Genomic DNA, 24,397 nt, shown 5'->3' with positions numbered 1-24,397 from the left:
CCGGCGCGTTCGGCGAGCCGGTCCCCGCCTTCGGCGGCCGGTCCGTCCCCCTGCCCGTCCCCGGGGGCGGACAGGGGGGACCCGTTCCCGGTCGGGTCAGCGTCGCGCATGTTCGCGGAAGCCGCGGCCCGTCTTGCGGCCCAGGCAGCCCGCCGCCACCAGGTGCTCCAGGAGGGGCGCCGGGGCGAGCCCCGGGTCGCGGAACTCGCGGTGCAGCACCTTCTCGATGGCCAGCGAGACGTCCAGGCCGACCACGTCGAGGAGCTCGAACGGGCCCATCGGATAGCCGCCGCCGAGCTTCATCGCCGCGTCGATGTCGTCGAGCGTCGCGTAGTGCTCCTGGACCATCTTGATCGCGTTGTTCAGGTACGGGAACAGCAGCGCGTTCACGATGAACCCCGCCCGGTCCCCGCAGTCCACCGGGTGCTTGCGCACCTTCGCGCACACCTCGCGGACCGTCGCGTGCACCTCGTCGGCCGTCAGGACCGTCCGCACGACCTCGACGAGCTTCATGGCGGGCGCCGGGTTGAAGAAGTGCATGCCGATCACGTCCTGCGGACGCGAGGTGGCGCGGGCGCACGCGACGACGGGCAGCGAGGAGGTCGTGGTGGCCAGGATCGCGCCCGGCTTGCAGACCTTGTCGAACACCGCGAAGAGCTGCTGCTTGATCTCCAGGTCCTCCGCGACGGCCTCCAGCGCCAGATCGACCTCCGCGAAGGCGTCGTACGAACCCGCCGGGGTGATGCGGTCCAGGGTCCCGGCGGCCGCCTCGGCGGTCATCCGCCCCTTTTTCACGGAGCGCGCGAGCGACGTGCCGATACGCGCCTTGGCCTGTTCCGCCTTCTCCTCGCTGCGGGCGGCGAGGACGACCGCGTACCCGGCCTTCGCGAAGACCTCGGCGATGCCGGACGCCATCGTCCCGGATCCCGCGACGCCCACCGAGCGGACGGTCCGGCCGGCCGCCCCGGTCCCCGAGTCGGGCGGGGTCAGCGCGTCCCGGACGACGGTCGCGCTGCCCGGCGCGTCGTACGTGTAGAAGCCGCGGCCCGTCTTGCGCCCGGTCAGACCCGCCTCGCTGAGCTGCTTGAGCACGGGCGTCGGCGCGTGCAGCCGGTCGTGCGACTCCGCGTACATGGCCTCCAGGACCGTCCGCGCGGTGTCGACGCCGATCAGGTCGAGCAGGGCGAGCGGGCCCATGGGCAGCCCGCAGCCCAGCCGCATCGCGGCGTCGATGTCCTCGCGGCTGGCGTACTTGGCCTCGTACATCGCGGCGGCCTGGTTGAGGTAGCCGAAGAGCAGTCCGTCGGCGACGAAGCCGGGGCGGTCGCCGACCGCGACGGGCTCCTTGCCGAGTTCCAGGGCGAGGTCGGTCACGGCGGCGACGGCGCCCGGCGCGGTCAGCACCGACGAGACGACCTCGACGAGCTTCATCGCGGGCGCCGGGTTGAAGAAGTGCAGCCCCAGGACGCGCTCGGGGTGGGCCGAGTCGGCGGCCAGCCGGGTCACCGACAGGGCGTTCGTGCCGGTCGCCAGGATCGTCTCCGGGCGCACGACACCGTCCAGGTCCCGGAAGATCCGGTGCTTGATCTCGTACGACTCGGGAACCACCTCGATCACCAGGTCCGCCTCGGCCGCGGCCCGCAGATCGGTGGACGTGCGGAAGCGGGCCAGGGTGTCGTCGCGCTCCTGCCCGGTGAGGCGCCCGCGCTCCACGGCACGGGCGGTCGAGGACTCCAGCGCGCCGACGGCCTGGGCCGCCGCGGCCTCGCTGATGTCGATGCCGACGACCTCGCGGCCGGCGCGGGCGAGGATCTCGGCGATCCCGGTGCCCATGGTGCCGAGGCCGACGACGGCGACGGTCCTGAGCGGCGCCGCCGTCGGCGAGGAGGACAAGGGGGAGGAGGCGGAGGAGGGGGCGGACAGGGGAGTGGCCATCGCGGGACTCCAGGAATGAGTGACGACTGAGGGACGCACGGGTACGCCGAAGGGCGCACGGAGTGCGGAGGTTGTGAAAGTTGCGGGTGCTGCCGGGCAGCGAAGCGCACACGCCCGGTGCCGTCCGCGGGGGTGGAGCATCGGTCCCGCGAAACGGTGGAAGAGATTCCGGCCGGCCCTGTCCCGGGGCCGAGCCGTACTGAGGTACCTGAAGTACCGAACCGACCAGCTCCCTCACCACCCCGGAGGGTGCGAGGGTGTTCCCGCGGCGGCTGCGTCACCAGGCCGCCACGAGCAGATCCACGAGTGGGTGACTCGCTCGATTGAGCTTAACTCGTGAGTAACGAGCGCGCCAGCCCGTCTGTTCGCCGGATGCTTGTGACGTATGTCGCCGATGGCCTGTGCGTCTAGTCTCTGCGACATGGACGAAGAGTTGCGAACGCTCACCCAGCGCTTACGGCAGGAGGCGGGCGCGATGGCGTCCTTCTCGTACGAACGGCTGGCCTCGACCGAGGACCTCGACGAGCTGGCCGCTGTACTCATCGCTCCCGAACAGCCGCTCTGGGCGCGGGAACTGGCCGCCTTCCGACTCGGTGTCGCCGGTGACCGGCGGGCCTTCGAGGCGCTGGTCCTGCTGCTCAACCACCGTGATCCGCAGCGCTGCGCCTCCGCCGCGTACGCCCTGGCCCGGCTCGGCGACCCGCGCACCGCCCGCGCGGCGGCGGCCCTCGCCACCAACGAACTGCGCGTCGCCTACGCCCTCCATCCGGTACGGCTCCTGGTCGAGCTCCGCGCGCCCGAGTCCGTACCCGCGCTGATCACCACGCTCGCCCGCAGGTTCCGCCCGCACGACCCGTACCGCCGGGTCGCCGTCGCCTGCGTCGACGGGCTGGGCGCACTGGGCGACGAACGGGCCAGGCCCGTCCTGAACGAGGCGCTCGTCCACCCGGAGCTGGCCCGTGCCGCGGCCGACGCGCTGAAACGGCTCCCGGCCCAGCGAACGCCACGGGACCGTCACTAGACGGCTGCCGCAGACGGCTGCCGCTGCCGGTGCCGCGGAAACGGGCCGAGGGGGGACGCGGGACCGCCGGGGGTTCGCCCGGCGGGAGACGGGCGACCGGCAGGCGGACGAACGTCGCGGGATCCGAACTGCCGTCATCTCCGCGCACCTGGCCCGGTTCCTGCTCCCCGGCGGCCCCGCTGTGTGCGACCGCCCGGCTGGGTGCGACATGGGATTCGGGAAGTCGCCCGGCAGCGGCTCGGACCGCTGCCGTGGGGGGGTCGCACATTTCGCACGATAAGCGACGGCTGTGCGGGCCGACATCCCCCAGGCAGGGCGAACGGCCCCCTCAGATGGGCTGATTCACGGGCTACGAGGTCTCGCGCGGCAGGATTCCCAGCCGGTTCGCCGTGACCACCGCCTCCAGCTGACTGTGTGCGCCCAGCTTCACCAGGAGGCTCTTCACATGTCCGCGCACGGTGTGCCGGCTGAGGACGAGCCGGTCCGCGATCGCCTTGAGTCCGTGCCCCTGGGCGAGCAGGACGAGCACCTCGTGCTCCCGGCGGGTCAGCCCGTACCCGTTCCACCGCCGGGGCGGCAGCCGGGCCGTCAGCGTCGACTCCTCCACGAGCAGCTGGCCCGTGGCCGTCGTCCGGATCGCGGTGAGGATGTCCTCGAACGCGCTGTGCTTGGCGAGGAACGCCGAGGCACCCGCCGTCACCGCCCGCGCCAGCTGGTCGGGGGTCGCGTCCGCGGTCAGGACCACCACCCGTGCCGAAGGGTGGGCCTCCTTCAGGAGCCGGGTGCCGTCGATGCCGTCCGTGCCCGGCAGATGAATGTCCATCAGCACCACGGAGGGGGGCCGACGGGCCGCCTCCCGCAACGCCTCGTCGACCGTACCCACCGCATCGCCGCAGTCCAGGTCGGGTTGTGCCCCGATGGCGATGGCCAGGGCGTCGGCCAGTGCGCGCTGGTCCTCGACCACGAGCACGCGGATCATCCCGACCCTCCCCCTCCGGACGGCCGGCTCTCCCCGGGCCGGGCCGGCGATGCGCTTCGAGCGTAGTGCCGTACGCCCCCGGCGGGCCCGGCCGTACCTCGGAAATGCGCTCCCCGTATCTGGCCCAACAGGCTTGTCAAGGTTCAGAGTTGACGAGGAAACACCGGGCACGGCCGGTCAGGGGCAGGCGACGTGGGGTATGCCGGGGGCACAACCCGTGCGTACAGCGTGGCGGGCGGAAGCGGGGCGGGGGGTGGCCCTCGCCCGGACGGCCGACCCGCGCCTGATGCGCCGTGCGTACCTCCTGCCCGGCCGCTCTCGGACGTCCGGACGAAGCGGGGGGACATGCGGGGGGACATGAGAGGTATCGGTTCGGTGGACGGACCAGCGGCTCGGCGAAGGGGGCACGAGGGACGATCGCGATGACTGACGACGGGCGTCGGGACCTGTACGAGGCCATGATGCTGGCCGTGCCCGACGGCATCGTCGCGGTCGACGCCGACGGCCGGGTCCGGGCCTGCAACCCGGCCGCGGCGGCGCTGCTGGAGCGGTCCGCGGACGAACTGGTCGGCTCCGCGTTCGGCCTTCCGCTCGGCGACGGGCAGTCCGCCGAGGTCACGCTGGCCCTGCCGAACGGCGGCAACAAGGTCGTCGAGATGACGGTCACCCGTGCCCGGTTCGACGGCAGCCGGCTGTATGTGGCCGCGCTGCGCGACGGGACCCGCCGACAGCAGGCCGACCATGTGCTCCAGGCCGCGCTGGAGCACCAGAGCGCGGTCGTCGCGGTGGCCGCGCACCAGCTCCACAACCCGCTCGCCGCGCTGGGCGCCCTGGTGCACGTCCTCAGAGAACCGCCGCCGGACCTGACCGACGAGCGGCGCGCGGAGGTGATCGAGCGGATCGCGGAGCGCACGGCCCGACTGCAGGCGCTGGTCCACAAGCTCCTCACCGCCGCACGGATCGACGGAGCCTCGCAGCCGGGCGCGCCGGAGCCGGTGCAGGTGCGGGGCTTCCTGCTGGAACAGCTCGCGGAGTCCGGGGTCGTCGGCCGGGGACTGAGACTCGCCGTCCCGGCCCATCTGGTGGTGCGCGTCGACCGGGTGGGCTTCTCCGAGATCCTCGGCAACTACCTGGAGAACGCGTTCGCCCACGGCCTGGAACCCGTCGAGATCACCGCGCGGGAGAACGACGGGCGCGTCGAACTGCGGGTCGCGGACCACGGCCCCGGTGTCCCCGAGTCCTTCGTGCCGCACCTCTTCGAGCGCTACCGCCGCGACCCCGCCACCGCGGCGGCCACCGAGGGCACCGGCCTCGGCCTGTGGATAGCCCGCAGCCTGGCCAGGGCCGACGGCGGCGACGCCTGGTACGAGCCCGGCCGCCCGAGCGGCGCCGTGTTCTGCGTGAGCCTCCCCCAGGAACCGGGCCCGCCTCGGCCTCAGGCGGCGGCGAGGCCCGCTCCGCCCCCGCCCAGCAGCCGCGCGTAACGCACCTCGGGCACCTCGACGCCCTCGACCTCGAAGGGCTCCTCGGCGCCGTCCGCGGCGAAACCGGCGCGCTCGTAGAAACGGCGTGCGCGCACGTTCTCCCGGAGCACCCAGAGCAGCATCCGCTCGTGCCCCGTGACGGCGCAGCGCGTGAGGGACTCCCGCAGCAGAGCGCCGCCCGTGCCGCGCGCGGTCCGGTCGGGGTCGACGTAGATCGCGTACAACTCGGCGTCCCCGGTGCGCCGTTCGCCCTCGCGGTACGGGCCGTGGCAGGACCAGCCGACGACCTCGCCCGCGCGCTGCGCGACGAGATTCACCACGCCGGCCCCCGCCCGCTCGAAGTGGGCCCGCCGGCGCGGGAGTTCGTCCGCCACGGTGAGCCCGTCAAGGTACGGCTGAGGCATCAACCCCTGGTAGGCGCGCTGCCACCCGCGCACGCGGATCTCCGCGACGCGTGGACAGTCGGCCAGGGTCATCTCACGGATGCGCACGGGGGTGGGGGAGCGGTCCATGACAGCACCCTAGGCGGCGGCCCGCGAGGGCAGGTGGGGGGCGGAGGCCGGGGAGACGAGGCGGGCCGCTGGATCACGCGGGCAGGACCGCGAACGCCTTTATCTCCATCAGGAACTCCGGGCGCACCAGGGCGGCCACCTGCACGGCCGAGGCGGCCGGGAGGCGGTCCGGCGGGATGTGCGCGTCCCGGGCCGCGCGGACGGCCGGCATGTGTGCCATGTCCGTGACGAAGAAGGTCAGCTTGATCACGTCGTCGAAACCGGCGCCGGCTGCGGCCAGGCAGCGCCGCAGGTTCTCGAAGACCTGGCGGGCCTGCGCCGCCGGGTCGCCCGCGCCGACGAGGGCGCCGGCCTCGTCGAGCGCCAGCTGGCCCTATATCGCGACGAAGCGGCCCGTGCCCATGACGACATGCGAGTACGCGGCGGCGGGGGCGACCCCGTCGGGGGCGGGAATGCGGATCGGTCCGGTCATGGACCGATCCTGCATCACCGCACTGACAACGCCCCCGACGGGTCGCCGCCCGGTTGCCGGGCTCAGCTCCGGAAGCCGAGCAGCCCGTGCAGTGTCGCGCCGCGTGCGGACGAGGCCGGCGTCGCGCTCAGCGGCTCCGGGGCGGGCAGCGTGTCGCACACCGCGTCGGCCTCGCCGGCGCCGCGCGGGACCGTGCCGTCGGTCAGGTAGGCGGCCAGGTGCTTGTCCAGGCAGGTGTTCCCGCTCAGCGTGATGCCGTGGTTGCCGCCGCCCTCCTCGACCACCAGGCTGGAGTCCCGCAGCAGGTGGTGGACCGTGACCCCGCCCTCGTACGGAGTGGCCGCGTCCTCCGTCGCCTGGAACAGCAGCACCGGCGGCACCGCGTCGTTAGAGACGTCCACCGGCTCGGCCGGCTCCGTGGGCCAGAACGCGCACGGGGCGTTGTACCAGGCGTTGTTCCAGGTCAGGAACGGTGCCTTCGCGTACACCTCCCAGTTGTCGTCGCGCCAGTCGTCCCAGTCGCGCGGCCAGCTCGCGTCACGGCACTGCACCGCGGTGTAGACGCTGTAGCCGTTGTCGCCCGCCGCGTCGACGGCGCCGAAGTTCTCGTACGCGTCCACCAGCAGGTCGTCCTTCCCGGTCTTCACCCGGGCCGCGAACGCCTCGGCGAGATACGGCCAGTAGCCGTTGAAGTAGCCGCCCGGCGAGAAGGTGTCCTCCAGCTCGGAGGCGCCGACCGTCCCACCGGCCGGCTTCTTCGCCAGCGCCGCCCGCATCGCGTACCAGCTCTCCTCGATCTTCTCCGGATCGGTGCCGAGTCCGTACGTGGCGTCGTGCCGGGCGACCCACGCCATGAAGGCCCGGTGGCGGGAGTTGAAGGCGTGGTCCTGTGCGATGTTGTCGTCGTACCAGACACCGGTGGGGTCGACGACGGAGTCGAGCACCATGCGCCGTACCCGGTCCGGGTAGAGCTTCGCGTAGACGGCGCCCAGGTAGGTGCCGTACGAGTACCCGAAGTAGTTGATCTTCTTGGCGCCGAGAGAGCGCCGGATCGCGTCCATGTCCCGGACCGCGCTCACCGTGTCGATGTACGGCAGCAGGTCCTTGTGCTGCGTCGCGCAGGCCTTCGCGAAGGCCCGGACGCGGTCGAGGTTCGCCTTTTCCAGGGCGCGGCTGGTGGGCAGCGAGTCGGGGCGCACCGGGGCGAAGTGCCCCGGCCGGCAGTTCAGCGCTGGCTTGCTCGCGCCGACTCCGCGCGGGTCGAAGCCGATGACGTCGTACTGCGCCGCCACGCTCTTCGGCAGCGAGGCGGCGACGAACCCGGCGAGGGTCAGACCGCTGCCGCCGGGGCCGCCCGGGTTGACCAGCAGGGGCCCTTGATACGTCTTCTTCGAGGTGTGCGGCACCCGGGACAGCGCGAGCGTGACGGTCCGGCCGCGCGGGTTCGCGTGGTCGAGCGGCACCTTCAGGGACGCGCACTGGAGCGTCGGGTAGTTCTTGGTGGCGCACTTCTTCCAGGTGGGCTTCGCCGTGTCGGCGGACGGGCTGCTGGGCGGAGCGGCCACGGGGCCGGGGCTCGCGCCGGCCGGGACCGCGGCGATCATTCCGGCCACCACGGCGGCGGCACCGCACAGAGCGGCTGCGCGTCGGTTCACAAGGAATCGCCTCACATCGATGTACCGGGCAGGGCGCCGCGGGTGTCACGGCTTGGCCGTATCGTTCCGGGATGTGCGCCCGGAAGGACCGCTTCTGCCGAGATTTGACCCCATGGGGCCGCGGGATGCGTCCGGATGCCGGTCAGGGAGTGCCGGCCGGTACGGGTGAGTGCGCCGGTCACAGAAGGGTGAGCTGGGTGGGCTCCGGCACGGCCGGTGCGGGCACCGGGATCCTGCGGGGCATCCCCGCGCGCGTGGGGCCTATCCCGTACTCCTCGGCCAGCTCGTGCACCTGCCGGGTGATCCGGCGCTGGTACCACTTCGGGGCGTACGAGCCCTCCGCGTACAGCCGTTCGTACCGGCGCACCAGATGCGGGTGATGGTGTGCGAGCCAGCTCATGAACCACTCACGGGCCCCGGGCCGCAGATGCAGCACGAGCGGGGTCACCGAGGTCGCGCCGGACGCGGCGACCGCCCGTACCGTCGCGCGCAGTTGGGACGGGGCGTCGCCCAGGAAGGGGATCACCGGGGCCATCAGGACCCCGCAGTCGATGCCGTGCGCGCTCAGGGTGCGCACGACGTCGAGGCGGCGCTCCGGAGCGGGGGTGCCCGGCTCCACGGTCCGCCACAGGTCGAGGTCGGTGAAGCCGACGGAGACGGAGATCCCGACCTCGGTGACGGCCGCCGCCTGCTTCAGGAGGTCGAGGTCGCGCAGGATCAGCGTGCCCTTCGTGAGGATCGAGAAGGGGTTCGCGTGGTCGCGCAGGGCCGCGATGATGCCGGGCATCAGCCGGTAGCGGCCCTCCGCGCGCTGGTAGCAGTCCACGTTCGTGCCCATCGCGATGTGGTCGCCGAGCCAGCGCCGCGAGCCGAGCTGGCGCCGCAGCAGCTCAGGGGCGTTCACCTTCACCACGATCTGGCTGTCGAAGCCGAGGCCGGTGTCGAGGTCCAGATAGCTGTGGGACTTGCGCGCGAAACAGTAGACGCACGCGTGTGAGCAGCCCCGGTACGGGTTGACCGTCCACTCGAAGGGCATCCGGGACGCCCCCGGCACCCGGTTGACGACCGACCGGGCCCGGATCTCGTGAAAGGTGATGCCACGGAACTCCGGCGTGTCGAACGTACGGGTCGTCACCGCGTCCGCGCCGAACAGAGCGGGGTCTGAGGGGTTCGCGGACGGGTTTCCGCCGGATTCCACTGCGAGGTTCTCCCACCGCATGACGCCTCCTCGATAGCACTGACCACAGAATAGAACACATGTTCCCTTGATCGTGCGAACTCGTATTCGAGCGTCGGCGTGTCGCCGCTGTGCCGCCGCCCTGTCCTCGGCTTGTCGATCGGCGCGTCCGGGATGCGCGCGCGCCATGCGGACGGCCGCGCGCTTCCTTGAGGGACCCCGATTTGGGCGGCTCGGCCGCGTGATGGTTGGCTGAGCCTTGACGCCCGAGATCCCGAGTGCTGGAGGAACGCAATGGCGCAGGTCGAGGCCACCACAGAACGAGTCGTAGCGGGCCGGCCGGACGACGTGTTCGATGCGCTGGCCGACTACGACGGCACGCGTTCGACCCTCCTGACCGAGCACTTCAGCGAGTACGAGGTGCGCGAGGGCGGTGACGGCGAGGGGACCCTCGTCCACTGGAAGCTCCAGGCCACCAGCAAGCGGATCCGTGACTGCCTCCTTGAGGTGAGCGAGCCCACCGACGGCGAACTCGTGGAGAAGGACCGCAACTCCTCGATGGTCACCACCTGGCGGGTCACCCCGGCCGGTGAGGGCGCGTCCAGGGTCGTCGTCACCAGCGTCTGGAACGGCGCCGGCGGCATCGGCGGCTTCTTCGAGAAGACCTTCGCGCCCAAGGGGCTCGGCAGGATCTACGACGGGGTGCTGGCGAACCTCGCCGCCCACGTGGAGAAGTAGTTCCCCCGACACCCTCGACGCTCTTCGTGGGAGTCGGGCGGGAACCTCCGCGCGATTCTCACGCTCACCGTTTCGAGTGGTTTTCAGTACGGCTCAGTTGTACGCCGTAGGGCTCCGACCGGCGGATACGTCCGCAGGGCCGCTCTCAGGGCGACTCGTCGCGCTTGCTCCCAGATGTCGTGTAATGCGAGAAATGGGCCGCGCAAGCGCGACGAGGGGAGCAGCACGTGGGCCAGACGGCTCTGTTGGAGAGCGGACGAGACGGTTCGGCTCCGGTCCCTGACACACACCTGGCGCCACCGGACCTCCCGCGGCCACCGGTGCGGGCACAGGCACCGGCAGATGAACGGACGGCGGCCGAGGCGCAGTTCGAGGCGCTCAGTCCGCGCCGTGTGCGCATGGTCTTCTTCGCGCTCATGCTGGCGCTGCTGCTCGCCGCGCTGGAGCAGATGATCGTCGCCACCGCGCTCCCCAGGATCGTCGGGGAGCTGCACGGCCTCGACAAGATGTCCTGGGCGATCACCGCGTATCTGCTCACGTCGACCGTGGGACTGCCCGTCTACGGCAAGCTCGGCGATCTCTACGGCCGCAAGGGCGTCTTCCACTTCGCGATCGTCGTCTTCGTCGTCGGCTCCGCGCTGGCCGGCTGGTCGCGCACCATGGACCAGCTGATCGCCTTCCGGGCCCTCCAGGGCGTGGGCGCGGGCGGCCTCATGATCGGTGTACAGGCGATCATCGCGGACATCGTGCCGCCCCGGGAGCGGGGCCGCTTCATGGGGCTGATCGGCGCCGCGTTCGGCCTCGCCTCGGTCGCCGGACCACTGCTCGGCGGGTACTTCACCGACCACCTCTCCTGGCGGTGGTGCTTCTACATCAACGTGCCCTTCGGTCTGCTCACGCTCGCCGTCGTGGCCGTCGTCCTCGAACTGCCGAAGCCCACCGTCAAGCCGAGGCTCGACGTCCTGGGCGCCCTGCTGCTCGCCGCCGCCTCCACCTGCCTGGTGCTGCTGACCAGTTGGGGCGGCACCCAGTACGCGTGGGGCTCGCGGACGATCCTCGGGCTCACGGCGGGAGCCGTCGTCTCGGCCGGTCTCTTCCTGATCGCCGAGCACCACGCGGCCGAACCCCTCATCCCGCTCCGGCTGTTCCGTGACGGGGTCTTCAACATCACCTCCCTGGTGGGCGTGATCGTCGGGGTCGCCCTCTTCGGCGCGGCCAGCTATCTGCCCACGTACCTGCAGATGGTCGACGGCGCCACCGCCACCGAGTCCGGTCTGCTGATGCTCCCGATGATGGGCGGCATCGTCGGCGCCTCGGTCGTCTCCGGCCAGCTCATCAGCCGCAGCGGCCGCTACCGGATCTACCCCGTCCTGGGCGGCGCCCTGTCCGTCATCGGCATGTGGCTGCTCTCCCGGCTCGAGACCGACACGTCCCGGCTGTACTACAGCGTGTGGATGGCCGTGCTCGGCGCCGGGATCGGCCTGGTCATGCCGGTGCTGATCCTCGCCGTGCAGAACTCCGTGCACCCGCGCGACCTCGGCACCGCGACCAGCGCCAACAACTACTTCCGGCAGATCGGCGGCAGTGTCGGCGCGGCCGTCTTCGGCACGCTCTTCGCCTCCCGGCTCGCCGACTCGCTCGCCGAACGGCTGCCCGCCGGAGCCGGCCTGCCGGACCCCGAGTCCATCACCCCGCAGCTCGTCCACGCGCTGCCCGCCGAGCTGCGGGAGGGCTACATCGCGGCGTACGCCGACGCGATGCCGCGGATCTTCCTCTATCTCGTGCCGGTGCTCGTCGTGGGCCTGCTCGTCGCCCTCTTCCTCAAGGAGAAACCGCTGGTGTCCCACCACATCCCCACCCCGGCCCCCGAGACCGCGGCCGCCGGCACCGGGCCCGTCAACCCCGCCGTCCCGGGCGCCCGTTCGTCGTACGCCGCCGGGGTCCCGGTCTGCGGCACCGTGCAGCACCCCGACGGCACCGTCGTGCCCCGCGCCGCACTCACCCTCATCGACATCGCGGGGCAGCAGATCGGCCGGGGCGCGAGCGGCGCGGACGGACGGTACGCGCTGTCCACGCCGGGATCAGGGTCGTACGTCCTGATCGCCGCGGCCGGCGGCCACCAGCCGCAGGCGGTCAGCGTCACCGTCGGGGAGCGGCCCGTGGAGCTGGACGTGGTGCTCGGCGGTGCGGGACGGCTGGCCGGGAGCGTCGTCACCGCGGACGGTACGCCGGTGCGGGACGCGACCGTCACGCTCACCAACGTGCACGGCGAGGTGGTCGCCACGACGCGCAGCGGACGCGAGGGCGGCTATGTCATCACGGAACTGGTGGCGGGGGAGTACACGCTGGCCGGGAGCGCGCCGGCCTTCCGTCCGGCCGCGCTGCCGGTCAGCGTGCAGGCCGCACGGGAGACCCGGCAGGACGTCGAGCTCGCGGGCGGGGCGGTGCTGCGGGGGACCGTCCGGGCGAGCGGGGGACGGGCCGTCGAGGACGCGCGGGTGACGCTGCTGGACGCCGCCGGGAACGTGGTGGACACGTTGACCACGGGCAGCGACGGGGCGTTCCGGTTCATCGACCTCTCGTCGGGGGAGTACACGGTGATCGCGGCCGGGTACCCGCCGGTGGCCACCGTGCTGCAGGTGGCCGGGGGCGGCAGGACCGAGCGGGACCTCCAGCTGGGGCACGAGGACTGAGGCCGCGAAGGGGTGAGGGGTGAGGCGGTGAGGGGCGGCCCGGAGCTTTTCGCCGAATGGCACACGTGGCTACCGGGCGTGGACGTACGGTAGTTGGTGTGGCGGAGTAGATCTTGCGGACCGTGGGAGAGAGGGTCTGGCCATGGACCGTGGTACCGGGAGCGGGGTCGCCGCGGCGGGACGGATTCCGCTGGCCGTGGTCGTGGTGGACCGTGCGGGACTGGTCTCCCACTGGAGCCGGGGCGCCCGGCGTCTCTTCGGTACGGCCAGGGAAGAGGCCGTCGGCCGTCCCGTCGTCGATCTGCTGCCCGTCTCCGGTGCGCTGCCCGAGGACGACGAGAGCGCGCCCTACGGGGCGTTCGCGGCGTACGACGGACTCGGTCCCGATCTCGAATCCTCCCTCGACGGGCCGCTGTTCTACCCGGCGGCCGGCCGTGCGCGGCTGACCGCGCGGGGCAGCGACCGGATCGACGTCCTGTGGTGGGCGTACCCGCTGGTGGGTCCGGGGCCCGAGCGGCTGCTGGTCCTCGCCGCCGACGCGGGCGCGCTGCGGTACGAGGACCCCGGTGAGGCCGCCGCGGTGGAGCGCGTCGCACCCGGGTTCGCGCTGCACACCGACTTCCCCGGCTCCGCGGAACTGGCGCGCGGGCTGCCCGAGATCTTACCGAGCATGAGCGTCGGCGAGAGTGCCCGCATCGTCGCCCAGGTCCTCGAACTGGGCTATCCCGTCCTGGAGTTCAGCCAGAACGACCGGGTGCCCGTCACCCCGGACTGGGGGGTGCCGCGCCGGGCCGAGCGCAAGGCGCGCCGGGAGCGGGCCGCCGCGGCCGCCGCGTCCGGTGAACTCCCGCCCAAGGACGCCGAGGACGAGGGCGAGGATCTCGAATACGCCGCCGTGCGGGAGCGGTTGGAGTTCCTGAACGAGGTCAGCGGCCGCATCGGCACCTCGCTCGACCTGTCCCGCACCATCCTCGAGGTCAGCCGGGCCGTCGTCCCGCGCTTCACGGACGTGGCCGGGACCTATCTGCGCGAACAGGTCGTCGCCGGGGAGGGTTTCCCCGACGGTGTGCCCGACACGACCACCATGTGGCACCGGGTCGCGGTGGAGCACACGGACGAGCCGGGCCGCTGGGACGACGTCGTACCGGTCGGCGAGGCCATGCCGTTCCCGGCGCACACCCCGTTCTTCCAGTGCATGACCACCGGCGAACCCGTCCTCGTGCCCCGCATCAGCGAGCAGATGGGCCATATGATCGCCGCGCAGTTCGAGAAGCGCGACATCCGGCCCCTCATCACCAACCGCTCCATGCTGGTCGTGCCCCTCAAGGCGCGGCACGTGGTCCTGGGCTTCATGATCCTGCTGCGGCACCCGGAGCGCGTCGAGTTCAACGACATGGACCGCGTCACCGGCGCCGAACTCGCCGCCCGCGCCGGGCTCGTACTCGACAACGCCCGCATGTACACGTACCAGGAGAGTGTCGCCGAGACCCTCCAGGACAGCATGCTGCCGCACATCGCCCGGCGGATGTCCGGCTGCGACATCGCGACCCGCTATCTGCCCGGTACGCTCCTCGGCCGGGTCGGCGGCGACTGGTTCGACTCGGTCAAACTGCCCGGGTCGCGGACCGCGCTCGTCGTCGGCGACGTGATGGGCCACGGGCTCAACTCGGCCGCGATGATGGGGCAGTTGCGCACCGCGGTCCAGACCATGGCGGCCCTGGACCTGCCGCCGGCCCAGCTTCTGCGCAACCTCGACGACCTGGCACAGCGATTGGGCGAGCACTACCTCGCGACCTGTCTGTACGCGGTCTACGACCCCATCGCGGGCGAGCTGGAGCTCGCCAACGCGGGCCACATCCCGCCGGTCCTGGTCCGTGCCGCGGACGGCCGCAGCGAACTGCTCGACCTGCCGACCGGTGCGCCCATCGGTGTCGGCGGGGTGCCCTTCGAGTCCGTACGTCTGCGGGTGGCGCCCGGCGACCGGCTCGTGATGTGCACCGACGGCCTGGTCGAGGTGCGCGGTGCGGACATCGGTGTCGGCCTCGCGGCCCTCTGCGAGTCCGCGGCCCACCCGGCCGCGTCCATGGACGACGCCTGCGACACCATCATCCGTGCCCTCGCGGTGACCTTCGCGAAGGCGGGCGGCGGCGGAGGACGCAAGGACGACGTGGCGCTGCTGCTGGCCCGGCTGGGCGGCATCGAGCCCGAGGACGTCGCGCGGTGGCGGATCGGGCACGGCCCGCAGGAGGTCGGCAGGGCGCGTGCCGCGGTCCGTGAGCAGCTCCATGTGTGGGGCCTCGGCTCCCTCGCCGACACCACCGAGCTGCTGGTGAGCGAGCTCGTCACCAACGCGGGCCGGCACTCCCACAGCCGGCCGATCGACCTCCGGCTGGTGCGGGGCGACACCCTGCTGTGCGAGGTGGACGACGACGATCACACCCTGCCGACGCTGCTCAGTGCGGGGCCGCTCGACGAGTCCGGGCGGGGGATGCGGGTGGTGAGCACGCTGGCGCGCGAGTGGGGGAGCAGTCGGACGGCTGCGGGGAAGACGGTGTGGTTCGAACTGACCGTGCCGTAGCGCTCCGCTGGGTGTGGCGTGATGAAACCGGTGGTGATTCGTCCGCGGGTCGGTGGGGGTTGAGCGCGCCGTTCCTCGCGCCCCTTGGGGGCTGCGCCCCTGGGGGTCGCGTACCCCTTGCGGGGTGGGTTGTTGTCGGGTGGGGTGTGAAGGTGTGTGCCGGGTTCTTGTCGCTGTGCGGCGGGCGCGGTAGACCGGACTGCCCGTCGCTTTCGGCGGTTCGCGGTCGCATCCTGGGGAGCCGGCATGAGCGTGACCACGCGGTACAGGGAGGCATGGGAGGGCTTCTGGCGGGAGGCTTCCGCCGAGCAGGGAGCGGTCTTCTGGGATGCCGAGCCCGCGCTCACAGTGGGTGTCCATCTCGCCCTGTTCGAACCGTACTTGACCGCCCCGGGGCTGCCCCTGGTGGACCTCGGCTGCGGCAACGGGACGCAGACGAGGTTCCTCGCCGACCGCTATCCGCATGTCGTCGGCGCCGATCTGTCGGCCGCCGCCCTCGACCACGCCCGGCTCGCGGACCCGGCGGGCCAGGCCTCCTACCGGCTGTTCGACGCGTCGGAGCAGTCCGAGGCCGAGCTGCTGCACGCCGAACTCGCCGACGCCAACGTCTATATGCGGGGTGTGCTGCACCAGTGCGAGCCGGCCGACCGGCAGTCGCTCGTCGACGGTCTGGCCACGCTCGTCGGTGACCGGGGCCGCGCGTTCCTCGTCGAGCCGGCCGCGGCCGCCGGCGTCGTGCTGCGCGGTCTCGCACAGAACCCCGAGGGCCCGCCCGCGAAACTCGCCTCCGTCTTCCGGCACGGCATCGCGCCGGGCGAGGTCGCCGACGCCGCCGTACCGGAGTTTCTGCGCGCGGCCGGACTCACGGTCCTGGCGAGCGGGGAGCTGCCGCTCGCCACCACGGAGCGCCGCGCCGACGGGTCGCGGATCGAGCTGCCGTCGATCTGGAGGGTGGCGGGGCGCGGCCGGGGTGTTTGACATGGGCACGATCTGATTGGGGAAAGGTGCCGGGTGGGTGACCGCGGCTCCCTGGGTTCTCCGAGTCGCCCGCATTCTCCGACACTGCCCTTTTCGTGCACGGCTTCTCCAGAGAGGCGTTACGTCATGGCAGCACGGCACCACCCTCTCCTCGGCGGGCTCCTGGCCCTGTTCCTGGCTCTGACCGGCCTCGTCGCCCTTCCGCCCACCCCCTCCCACGCCGCGACGCCGGTCTGTGCCCTGGTGTGCGACACCGCCGACCCCTCGAAGGCGCAGCAGGACACGTTCCCGGTGCCGAACAGGACCATCAACGGCAGGATCCTGCGTCTGCACGTCTCCGACCCGGACAACACGGCCTGGGCGAGCATCGACAACGCCGTGGCCGGTGACGCGGTCTGGCTGGACCGCTCCTGGGACCGGGGCGCCACCTGGGAGGGCCTGCTCGGCAAGGCGAGCGTCCCCGGGTCGTGGACCGGCACCCGCACCCTCATGTACAACATCACCGACCCGGTCGGGCACCGGCGCGGCTGGCTCCGCGCCTGCGGCGACGCCGCCGCCGTGAACTGCACGGACTGGGTCTACCCGAAGGTGTGCGACGGTACGTCCTGCGACGGCGCCGACCCCGCGACCGCGGCCGGTGACGACACCCCGGTCCCCGCCACGACCCTCTTCGGACGCACCATCTCGCTCCACGTCGACCAGCGGGGCGGCATGGCCTGGGGCGTCATCGCGAACGGCGGCGCGGGCGACGAGGTCTGGCTGGACCGCTCCTGGGACGCCGGGGCGAGCAGCCCCGAGGGCTCCTCGCTCGGCCGCACCGGTGTGCCGGCCGGGGCCACCTCCACCCGGACCGCCATGTTCGCCACCCGGGACCCGCGCGGCCTGCTGTACGGCGGTGCGGTCCGCGTCTGCGGCCGTGAGGCCGCCCACCAGGAGGGCAGTTGCACGGCCTGGGCCAGACCGGCGCCGACCCGGGCGCGCGGTGCGGCGGACGCGCTGATGGCGTCTTACCACACCGGCGAGGGCTGGTGGCGCAGCAGTTGGTGGAACTCCGCCGTCGCGGTCACCTCCGTCATCGACTTCGCCGAGCAGAGCGGACGGCACGACTACGACTGGGTGATCGCCCGCACCTACGAGCAGAACCGGGGCGTCTTCCCCGCGGGCGGACGCAGCTCCGACCCGATCGAGGGCCACTTCATCAGCCGGGCCGTCGACGACGCCGCCTGGTGGGCGGTGGCCTGGCTGACGGCGTACGACTACACCGGCGAGCGGCGCTATCTGGACGAGGCGGTCACGATCGCCGACTACGTCCACCGGTACTGGGACACCGGCACCTGCGGCGGCGGGGTGTGGTGGGACCGGGAGCGCACCTACAAGAACGCCGTGACCAACGGGCTCTACCTGTGGATCACCACCTCGCTGCACCAGCGGATCGGCGGTGACACCGTGTGGGGCGCCCGCGCGAGCACGGCGGCGGACTGGTACCTGGCCAGCGGGATGATCAACTCCTCAGGTCTGGTCAACGACGGGATCACCGCGGGTTGCGCCAACAACGGCCAGACCGTGTGGAGTTACAATCAGGGCCTGGCCATCGGTGCCTTCACCCAGCTGTGGCGGTCTACCGGGAACAGCCGGTACCTGGACACGGCGGAGCGGCTGGCCGACACCGCGATCTCCTCGACTGCGCTGACCCGCGGCGGCGTACTGACCGAGTCGTGCGACGTCGGCACGGCCTCCTGCGACGACAACCAGAAGCAGTTCAAGGGCGTCTTCGTACGGCATCTCGCCGACCTGGCGGACGCCACGGGCTCGACCGCCTACCGGACCTACGTCACGCGCCAGGCCGACTCGGTCTGGACGGCCGACCGGGATCCGCTCAACCGTCTCGGGCAACGCTGGTCCGGCGCCGCCCCGAACACGTCGGACTGGCGCACCCAGGCCAGCGCGCTGGAGGCGTTGACGGCGGCCGGCCGTCTGACGGGCTGAGCCCGGGGGGCTCAGGGCACGCGGGCGACTCCCACGTACAACGGGATCCGCTCACCCCGGCCGTGCGGCTGCCCGGGTTCCGGGTGCCAGAGTTCGGCCAGTTCCACCCCGGGCGCGATCAGTTCGAGTCCCTCGAAGAACCTCGAGAACTCGTCGCGAGAGCGCACCTGGGCGGCGGTTCCGCCCTTGCGGTAGACCTCGACCACGCGCTCCCATGTCTCAGGGTCGAAGTCCCCTGTGGCATGGGAGAGCGCCACATAGCTCCCGGGTGCCAGCGACGTGAGCAGCTCGCCCACGATCCGGTGGGGTTCGTCCTCGTCCGCCACCAGGTGCAGCAGGGCCACCAGGGACAGGGCGACAGGGCGCTCGAAGTCCAGGACGTCCCGCGCCGCCGCGAGGATCCCCGCGGGCTCTCTCGCGTCGGCCTGGATGTAGGCGGTGCGCCCCTCGGGCCTGCTGTGCAGCAGCGCCTCGGCGTGCCTGAGGACGATCGGGTCGTTGTCCGCGTACACCACACGGGCGTCAGGTCTGATGTCCTGGACGATCTGATGGAGGTTCGGCTCGGTGGGTATGCCCGTGCCTATGTCGAGGAACTGGCGAATTCCCCGCTCGGCTAACAACCGGGCGGCGCGGTGCATGAAATCGCGGTTGGCCCGCGCCATCTCCTCGACGGCGGGGAAGAAGGAGATGACCTTCTCGGCGGCCTCCCAGTCGACGGGATAGTTGTCCTTGCCGCCGAGGAAGTAGTCGTACATACGGGCCGACTGGGCCTTGCTGGTGTCGATGTCGTCCACGTTGAACCCTGCGTCTGTCACGTCGGTTTCAGTCCTCCGATTCCGCGGGCGTCCCTGCGGAGGTGGCTGGATGGTGTTGTTTCCGGACCCGGTGGCTCAGGAGACCAGGAAGTCGGCCTGTCCGGCCTTGACCGCCCACACGAATTCGGCGACGACGGAGGAGGGGCAGATGAGGGCCGGGCCATGAGGGTCCGTCGACTGCCTGATCGCCACGTACCCGCCGTCGAGTTTCTTCACCTCGACGCAGTTGCCGTTGTTGCTGCCGCTCCACGGCCTGTGCCAGCCCTCGGTCCCCAGGTCCGCGGCGGCGTCGGTGGTGTGATGCGTCGTTGTGGTGTGATTCATCGTTCCAGCTCCTTGCGGACGTCCGAGAGGAATTCCCGGGTACGTCCTTTGGACATTGCTTGGGCGCTCATCCGGTCGAACACCTCGCGGTGCAGCGCCACTTCCTGTCGGTCCTCGCTGTACTGGGCACTGCTGAGATTGTCCGTGCCGACGATGTCCGGGAAATCCGGCATCGGAAGACGGAAGATGGTGAAAGGGCCGAACGCCCCCGGATGTAGTCCGGCCGTGAAAGCCAGCACCTGAAGGGTCACGTTCGGCAGGGCCGTCGCCTCGATCAGGTGATCGACCTGGGCCTTCATGACCTCATGCGCACCGGCCGGGCGCCGCAGCACGGTCTCGTCCATGACGATCCACAGCCGGGGTGCCGGCGGGTCCGGCCGGGTGAGCAGCGACTGACGTTCCATGCGTACGCCCACGCGGCGGCGCAGTTCGTCGGAGGTCGGGCGGGGGCGGTTCAGCCGCAGCACGTCGCGTGCGTACTCCTCGGTCTGGAGGAGGCCCGGGACGACATGGGGTTCGTAGCCCCGGATGTGGGTGGCCGAGTTCTCCAGACTGACGTGGACCGCGAACCAGCTCGGTAGAGCGTCGCGGTAACTCTGCCACCAGCCGGGCCGGTTGGCCTGGTCGGTCAGGGCGAGGAACTCCTGGGTCTCGGCTTCCCCGACGCCGTAGATCTCCAACATGGCTTTGACCGTCGCCCACTTCAGGGCGACCTTGGCCTGCTCCATCCTGGTGACCGTGGTGTGGGCCTGGCGCAGACCGGCACCGACGTCCTGTGCCGAAAGGCCCTTGGCCCGCCGCAGTTCCTGGAGGCGTCTGCCCAGCACCATCTGGAGAACGGTCGGGGCCGACCGCGGTGCGCTCACGTGGCGTGCCTCCTCGAACGGCCGATCGAGAAGCAGTTTGCCATGACTCTGGCGACACCGACAGGGCACACAGCGTATGCGTGCACGGTGCAGAGTGATGGTTTGCCAAGTCATGGGAGAGCGGGTCGCCGCGCGCTCCCGGCGGTGCCTCGGCGGTGCGGTGCGCGGACCGAACCGTCCGCAGAGGTTTCCCGGAGAGAGGTATGTGACATAGTACTGATGTGAGTAACTCGCTGACCTGCGATGTCGTGGTCGTCGGGGCCGGAATGGTAGGGGCGGCCAGCGCCCTGTACGCGGCTCGGGAGGGGCTGAGCGCCGTCCTGGTGGACCGTGGTCCGGTGGCCGGCGGCACGACCGGCGCGGGCGAGGGCAACCTCCTCGTCTCCGACAAGGAGCCCGGCCCCGAACTCGAACTCGCGCTGCTCTCCGGACGGCTGTGGGCCGAGCTCGCCGCCGAGCCCGGCCTGGCGACGTCGGTCGAGTACGAGGCCAAGGGCGGCCTAGTCGTGGCCTCCACGCCCGAGGGGCTGGTGGCGCTGGAGGAACTCGCCGCCGCCCAGCGCGCGGCCGCGGTCCGTACCGAGTCCGTCGCACCCGACCGACTCCACGACCTGGAACCGTACTTGGCGCACGGGCTCGCGGGTGGCGTGCGCTACCCGCAGGACGCCCAGGTGATGCCGACCCTCGCAGCCGCCCGGCTCGTACGGCTCGCCCGCTCGGCGGGTGCTTCGCTGCGCACCGGCTGGACGGTCACGGACGTGCTGCGCACGGCGTCCGGTGCGGTGCGCGGTGTCCGTACCTCGCACGGCGACATCCACGCCCCCGCCGTCGTCAACGCGGCCGGCCCCTGGGGCGGTGAACTGGCCGCGCTGGCCGGGGTGTTCCTGCCGGTGCTGCCCCGGCGCGGCTTCGTCCTGGTCACCGAGCCCCTGCCGCGCCGGGTGCGCCACAAGGTGTACGCGGCGGACTATGTGGCCGACGTGGCCAGCGACTCGGCGGCCCTGCAGACCTCCCCGGTCGTCGAGGGCACGGCGGCGGGACCGGTACTGATCGGGGCCAGCCGGGAGCGGGTCGGCTTCGACCGGTCCTTCTCCCTGCCCGTCACCCGCGAACTGGCGGCGGGCGCGACCCGGTTGTTCCCCTTCCTGGCCCAGGTGCGGGCCCTGCGCTCCTACCTCGGCTTCCGCCCGTACCTGCCCGACCACCTTCCCGCCGTCGGGCCCGACCCGCGGGTGCCCGGCCTGTTCCACGCGTGCGGGCACGAGGGCGCCGGGATCGGACTGGCCACGGGGACGGGCCACTTGATCGCCCAGGTGCTGGCGGGCCGGACACCCGACCTGGACCTCGCGCCGTTCCGCCCCGACCGGTTTCCCGATCCGCCGTCCGGTCCGCGGTCCGGCCCCTCGTCCGGTCCGTCGTCAGATGTGCCGTCCGATTCGTCTTCCGAGGAGAGGCCGTGATGTCGCGTACGCCCATCAGCCTGGTCCGGGCCCGGCCGCAGCCGCCCTTCACGGTCACGTTCGACGACCGTGAGATGGCCGTCCTGCCCGGCCAGACGATCGCGGCCGCCCTGTGGTCCGCGGGGGTCATGTCCTGGCGGACCACCCGGGGGAGCGGTGCGCGGCGCGGGGTGTTCTGCGGCATCGGGGTGTGCTTCGACTGCCTGCTGACCGTCAACGGACGCCCCAACCAACGGGCTTGTCTGGTGCGGGCCGAGCCAGGCGACGTGATCCGTACGCAGGAGGGGACCGGGCACCATGACTGAGCGCTCCGGGACTGACAGGCCGCGCCTCCTGGTGATCGGCGCCGGACCCGCCGGGCTCGCCGCGGCCCTCACCGCGGCCGCGCGGGGCGTACCGGTGACCCTCGTGGACGCCGCCCCGGACGCCGGCGGGCAGTTCTACCGGCAGCCCGCCGCCGGGCTCGGCGCCCGCAGGCCCCGCGCCCTGCACCACCAGTGGCGTACCTGGGAGCGGTTGCGCGACGCGCTGGCGGCGCACATCGCTGCGGGGCGGATCATCCATCTGACGGATCATCATGTGTGGTGTGTGGAAGGGGAGTCCGGGACCTTCACCGCGCACGCCCTGCTCGGGCCCGAGCAGGAGGAAGGCGTCGCGATACGTGCCGACGCCCTGCTCCTGGCGACCGGCGGGTACGAGAAGGTGCTGCCGTTCCCCGGCTGGACCCTCCCCGGAGTCGTCACCGCGGGCGGCGCGCAGGCCATGCTCAAGAGCGGACTGGTCCTGCCGGGCCGTACCGCCGTGGTCGCCGGGACCGGACCGCTGCTGATGCCCGTGGCCGTCGGACTGGCCGCCGCCGGCGCGAAGGTGGCCGCCCTGGTGGAGTCCGCCGACCCCAAGGCGCTGGTACGGCACGCCAGGGTGCTCGCCGCACACCCGGACAAGCTCGCCGAAGGCGCCCGGTACGCCGCCGCGCTGGCCCGGCACCGGGTCAGGGTCAGGCTCCGCCACACCGTCGTCGCGGCGCACGGCACCGACCGGCTCGAAGCGGTGACCGTGGCCGCGCTGGACCGCGACGGACGTGTCAGGGAGGGCAGCGAGTGGCGCGTACCGTGCGACAGCCTCGCCGTCGGACACGGCATGCTCCCGCACACCGACCTCGCCGAGACGCTCGGCTGCCGCCTCGACGGGGTGGACGTCGCCGTGGACGACGAGCAGCGCACCGACGTACCCGGCGTCTGGGCGGCCGGTGAGACCACCGGGATCGGCGGCGCGGCACTCTCCCTGGCCGAGGGCCGGATCGCGGGCCTGTCCGTCGCGGCGCGGCTCGACTCCCCCGAACCGGAGTCGGGTTCCTCGGCACCCGAGCCGGGTTCCTACGCGCGGGAGGCCGAAGCGCGCTCCGGGCTGCGGGAGTTCTTCGCCGCCGTCGACACCGTCTGTACGCCGCCCGCCTCCTGGACCGAGCGGGTCGGCGACGACACCCTCGTGTGCCGCTGCGAGGACGTGCCCGCCTCGGCCGTCCGGGAGGCCGTCGACGAACTCGGCGCCGGGGACGTACGCACCGTGAAACTGCTGACCCGCGCCGGGATGGGCTGGTGCCAGGGCCGGATGTGCGGCCCGGCGGTGGCCGGGCTCGCCGGCTGCCCGCCGACCCCCTCACGACGGCCGTTCGCCCGGCCCGTACCCCTCGGCGTACTGGCCCGCGAACCCGGCGAAGCCCCCTGACCCCGCTCGCTCACCCTCTCCACCGATCGGATGGGACCCTCATGACCGAGAACCGCCCCTGGCGCGGCGTCCTCGTCGCCACCGCGCTCCCGCTCAAGGCCGACCTCTCCGTCGACCACGGCGCCTACGCCGACCACTGCGCGTGGCTCGTCGCGAACGGCTGCGACGGCGTCGTACCGAACGGCTCGCTCGGCGAGTACCAGGTACTGACCCCCGAGGAGCGCGCCGAGGTCGTGGAGACGGCCGTGGCGGCGATCGGCGGGGCCCGCGTCATGCCCGGTGTCGCCGCCTACGGCTCCGCCGAGGCCCGCCGCTGGGCCGAGCAGGCACGCGACGCCGGCTGCGGCGCCGTCATGCTGCTGCCCCCGAACGCCTACCGCGCCGACGAGCGCTCGGTCCTCGCGCACTACGCGGCCGTCGCCGAGGTCGGCCTGCCGGTCGTGGCGTACAACAACCCCATCGACACCAAGGTCGACCTGGTGCCGGAACTGCTGGCCGAGCTGCACGGCGAGGGGTACATCCAGGGCGTCAAGGAGTTCTCCGGTGATGTGCGCCGCGCCTATCGCATCGCCGAACTCGCCCCGGAACTCGACATGTTGGTCGGCGCCGACGACGTCCTGCTGGAACTGGCCGTCGCGGGCGCCAAGGGCTGGGTGGCCGGCTACCCGAACGCGCTGCCCGCCGCGTCCGTGGAGCTGTACCGGGCCGCCGTCCGGGGCGACCTCGACACCGCGCTGCCCCTGTACCGGCAACTGCACCCGCTGCTGCGCTGGGACTCCCAGGTCGAGTTCGTCCAGGCCATCAAGCTGTCGATGGACATCGTCGGCCGGCACGGCGGCCCGGTGCGGCCGCCCCGCACGGCGCTGCGGCCCGACCAGGAGGCCGTGGTCCGGGCCGCGACGGAGAAGGCCGTGGCCGCCGGACTCGTCTGACGAAGAGCGGGTCCGGCGAAGAGCGGCGAAGAGCCGGCGAAGAGCTGAGGGAGAGAGGGGACAC

At 72.2% G+C, this 24,397-nt stretch carries 19 protein-coding genes and 1 pseudogene; 11 read left to right on the top strand and 9 right to left on the bottom strand.

Annotated elements, in window-relative coordinates:
* Positions 1 to 96: 96 nt before the first annotated feature.
* Positions 97 to 1,935, bottom strand: coding sequence for a 3-hydroxyacyl-CoA dehydrogenase family protein (locus ACLVWQ_RS21930; RefSeq protein WP_414110795.1), 1,839 nt, complete (start codon positions 1,933 to 1,935; stop codon positions 97 to 99).
* Positions 1,936 to 2,356: 421 nt separating this feature from the next.
* Here ACLVWQ_RS21930 and ACLVWQ_RS21925 point away from each other — a divergent pair, with 421 nt between their 5' ends.
* Positions 2,357 to 2,956 (top strand): adenylosuccinate lyase, encoded by a 600-nt coding sequence (locus tag ACLVWQ_RS21925; protein WP_414110794.1) that lies wholly within the window; start codon positions 2,357 to 2,359, stop codon positions 2,954 to 2,956.
* 349 nt (positions 2,957 to 3,305) lie between these two features.
* On the opposite strand, the gene ACLVWQ_RS21920 is transcribed toward ACLVWQ_RS21925, so the two are convergent.
* Complete coding sequence (locus tag ACLVWQ_RS21920; RefSeq protein ID WP_414110793.1) at positions 3,306 to 3,935, bottom strand: response regulator; 630 nt, start codon at positions 3,933 to 3,935, stop codon at positions 3,306 to 3,308.
* Between the two features lie 422 nt (positions 3,936 to 4,357).
* Between ACLVWQ_RS21920 and ACLVWQ_RS21915 the strand changes: the two genes are divergently transcribed.
* Positions 4,358 to 5,419, top strand: a complete 1,062-nt coding sequence (locus tag ACLVWQ_RS21915; RefSeq protein ID WP_414110792.1) for an ATP-binding protein — start codon at positions 4,358 to 4,360, stop codon at positions 5,417 to 5,419.
* Here ACLVWQ_RS21915 and ACLVWQ_RS21910 read toward each other — a convergent pair.
* From ACLVWQ_RS21910 to ACLVWQ_RS21895, 4 genes and pseudogenes are all read right to left on the bottom strand, one after another.
* Positions 5,371 to 5,931: an N-acetyltransferase family protein gene (locus tag ACLVWQ_RS21910; RefSeq protein WP_414110791.1), complete on the bottom strand. Its 561-nt coding sequence runs from the start codon at positions 5,929 to 5,931 to the stop codon at positions 5,371 to 5,373. The genes ACLVWQ_RS21915 and ACLVWQ_RS21910 overlap by 49 nt on opposite strands.
* Before the next feature lie 73 nt (positions 5,932 to 6,004).
* Positions 6,005 to 6,403: pseudogene (locus ACLVWQ_RS21905) on the bottom strand (RidA family protein).
* Between the two features lie 62 nt (positions 6,404 to 6,465).
* Positions 6,466 to 8,058, bottom strand: coding sequence for an alpha/beta hydrolase (locus ACLVWQ_RS21900; RefSeq protein ID WP_414110790.1), 1,593 nt, complete (start codon positions 8,056 to 8,058; stop codon positions 6,466 to 6,468).
* Between the two features lie 178 nt (positions 8,059 to 8,236).
* Positions 8,237 to 9,277, bottom strand: coding sequence for an Rv2578c family radical SAM protein (locus ACLVWQ_RS21895; protein WP_414110789.1), 1,041 nt, complete (start codon positions 9,275 to 9,277; stop codon positions 8,237 to 8,239).
* Between the two features lie 252 nt (positions 9,278 to 9,529).
* Between ACLVWQ_RS21895 and ACLVWQ_RS21890 the strand changes: the two genes are divergently transcribed.
* The 5 genes from ACLVWQ_RS21890 to ACLVWQ_RS21870 all read left to right on the top strand — a co-directional run bounded on the left by ACLVWQ_RS21890 (position 9,530) and on the right by ACLVWQ_RS21870 (position 18,208).
* Positions 9,530 to 9,973, top strand: coding sequence for an SRPBCC family protein (locus ACLVWQ_RS21890; RefSeq protein ID WP_414110788.1), 444 nt, complete (start codon positions 9,530 to 9,532; stop codon positions 9,971 to 9,973).
* A 320-nt stretch (positions 9,974 to 10,293) separates the two neighbouring features.
* The gene (locus ACLVWQ_RS21885; protein WP_414110853.1) at positions 10,294 to 12,666 is read left to right on the top strand and encodes an MFS transporter; all 2,373 of its coding nucleotides are present in this window, start codon (positions 10,294 to 10,296) and stop codon (positions 12,664 to 12,666) included.
* Between the two features lie 142 nt (positions 12,667 to 12,808).
* Positions 12,809 to 15,244 carry a SpoIIE family protein phosphatase gene (locus tag ACLVWQ_RS21880; protein ID WP_414110786.1) on the top strand — a complete coding sequence of 812 codons (2,436 nt, stop codon included), beginning with the start codon at positions 12,809 to 12,811 and terminating at the stop codon, positions 15,242 to 15,244.
* A gap of 246 nt (positions 15,245 to 15,490) precedes the next feature.
* Positions 15,491 to 16,222, top strand: coding sequence for a class I SAM-dependent methyltransferase (locus tag ACLVWQ_RS21875; RefSeq protein ID WP_414110785.1), 732 nt, complete (start codon positions 15,491 to 15,493; stop codon positions 16,220 to 16,222).
* A 126-nt stretch (positions 16,223 to 16,348) separates the two neighbouring features.
* Positions 16,349 to 18,208, top strand: a complete 1,860-nt coding sequence (locus tag ACLVWQ_RS21870; RefSeq protein WP_414110784.1) for a glycoside hydrolase family 76 protein — start codon at positions 16,349 to 16,351, stop codon at positions 18,206 to 18,208.
* 11 nt (positions 18,209 to 18,219) lie between these two features.
* On the opposite strand, the gene ACLVWQ_RS21865 is transcribed toward ACLVWQ_RS21870, so the two are convergent.
* From ACLVWQ_RS21865 to ACLVWQ_RS21855, 3 genes are all read right to left on the bottom strand, one after another.
* Positions 18,220 to 19,023 carry an SAM-dependent methyltransferase gene (locus tag ACLVWQ_RS21865; protein ID WP_414110782.1) on the bottom strand — a complete coding sequence of 268 codons (804 nt, stop codon included), beginning with the start codon at positions 19,021 to 19,023 and terminating at the stop codon, positions 18,220 to 18,222.
* A gap of 75 nt (positions 19,024 to 19,098) precedes the next feature.
* Positions 19,099 to 19,347, bottom strand: coding sequence for a DUF397 domain-containing protein (locus ACLVWQ_RS21860; RefSeq protein ID WP_414110781.1), 249 nt, complete (start codon positions 19,345 to 19,347; stop codon positions 19,099 to 19,101).
* Positions 19,344 to 20,213: a helix-turn-helix domain-containing protein gene (locus ACLVWQ_RS21855; protein ID WP_414110780.1), complete on the bottom strand. Its 870-nt coding sequence runs from the start codon at positions 20,211 to 20,213 to the stop codon at positions 19,344 to 19,346. Before ACLVWQ_RS21855 ends, ACLVWQ_RS21860 begins: the two co-directional genes overlap by 4 nt.
* Positions 20,214 to 20,434: 221 nt before the next feature.
* Between ACLVWQ_RS21855 and ACLVWQ_RS21850 the strand changes: the two genes are divergently transcribed.
* From ACLVWQ_RS21850 to ACLVWQ_RS21835, 4 genes are read left to right on the top strand one after another with little or no spacing between them, the layout of a single operon-like run.
* On the top strand, positions 20,435 to 21,673 hold the full coding sequence (locus tag ACLVWQ_RS21850; protein ID WP_414110778.1) for an NAD(P)/FAD-dependent oxidoreductase: 1,239 nt from the start codon (positions 20,435 to 20,437) through the stop codon (positions 21,671 to 21,673).
* Positions 21,673 to 21,978: a (2Fe-2S)-binding protein gene (locus ACLVWQ_RS21845; RefSeq protein WP_414110776.1), complete on the top strand. Its 306-nt coding sequence runs from the start codon at positions 21,673 to 21,675 to the stop codon at positions 21,976 to 21,978. Before ACLVWQ_RS21850 ends, ACLVWQ_RS21845 begins: the two co-directional genes overlap by 1 nt.
* The gene (locus ACLVWQ_RS21840; RefSeq protein WP_414110775.1) at positions 21,971 to 23,401 is read left to right on the top strand and encodes an FAD-dependent oxidoreductase; all 1,431 of its coding nucleotides are present in this window, start codon (positions 21,971 to 21,973) and stop codon (positions 23,399 to 23,401) included. Before ACLVWQ_RS21845 ends, ACLVWQ_RS21840 begins: the two co-directional genes overlap by 8 nt.
* Before the next feature lie 41 nt (positions 23,402 to 23,442).
* Complete coding sequence (locus tag ACLVWQ_RS21835) at positions 23,443 to 24,333, top strand: dihydrodipicolinate synthase family protein (RefSeq protein WP_414110774.1); 891 nt, start codon at positions 23,443 to 23,445, stop codon at positions 24,331 to 24,333.
* Positions 24,334 to 24,397: the final 64 nt, after the last annotated feature.

This window comes from Streptomyces sp. CWNU-52B (assembly GCF_047444975.1).
Classification (GTDB): Bacteria; Actinomycetota; Actinomycetes; order Streptomycetales; family Streptomycetaceae; genus Streptomyces.
Note: the sequence above shows the minus strand (reverse complement) of the source record. Positions and strands in the feature narration are given on the sequence as shown.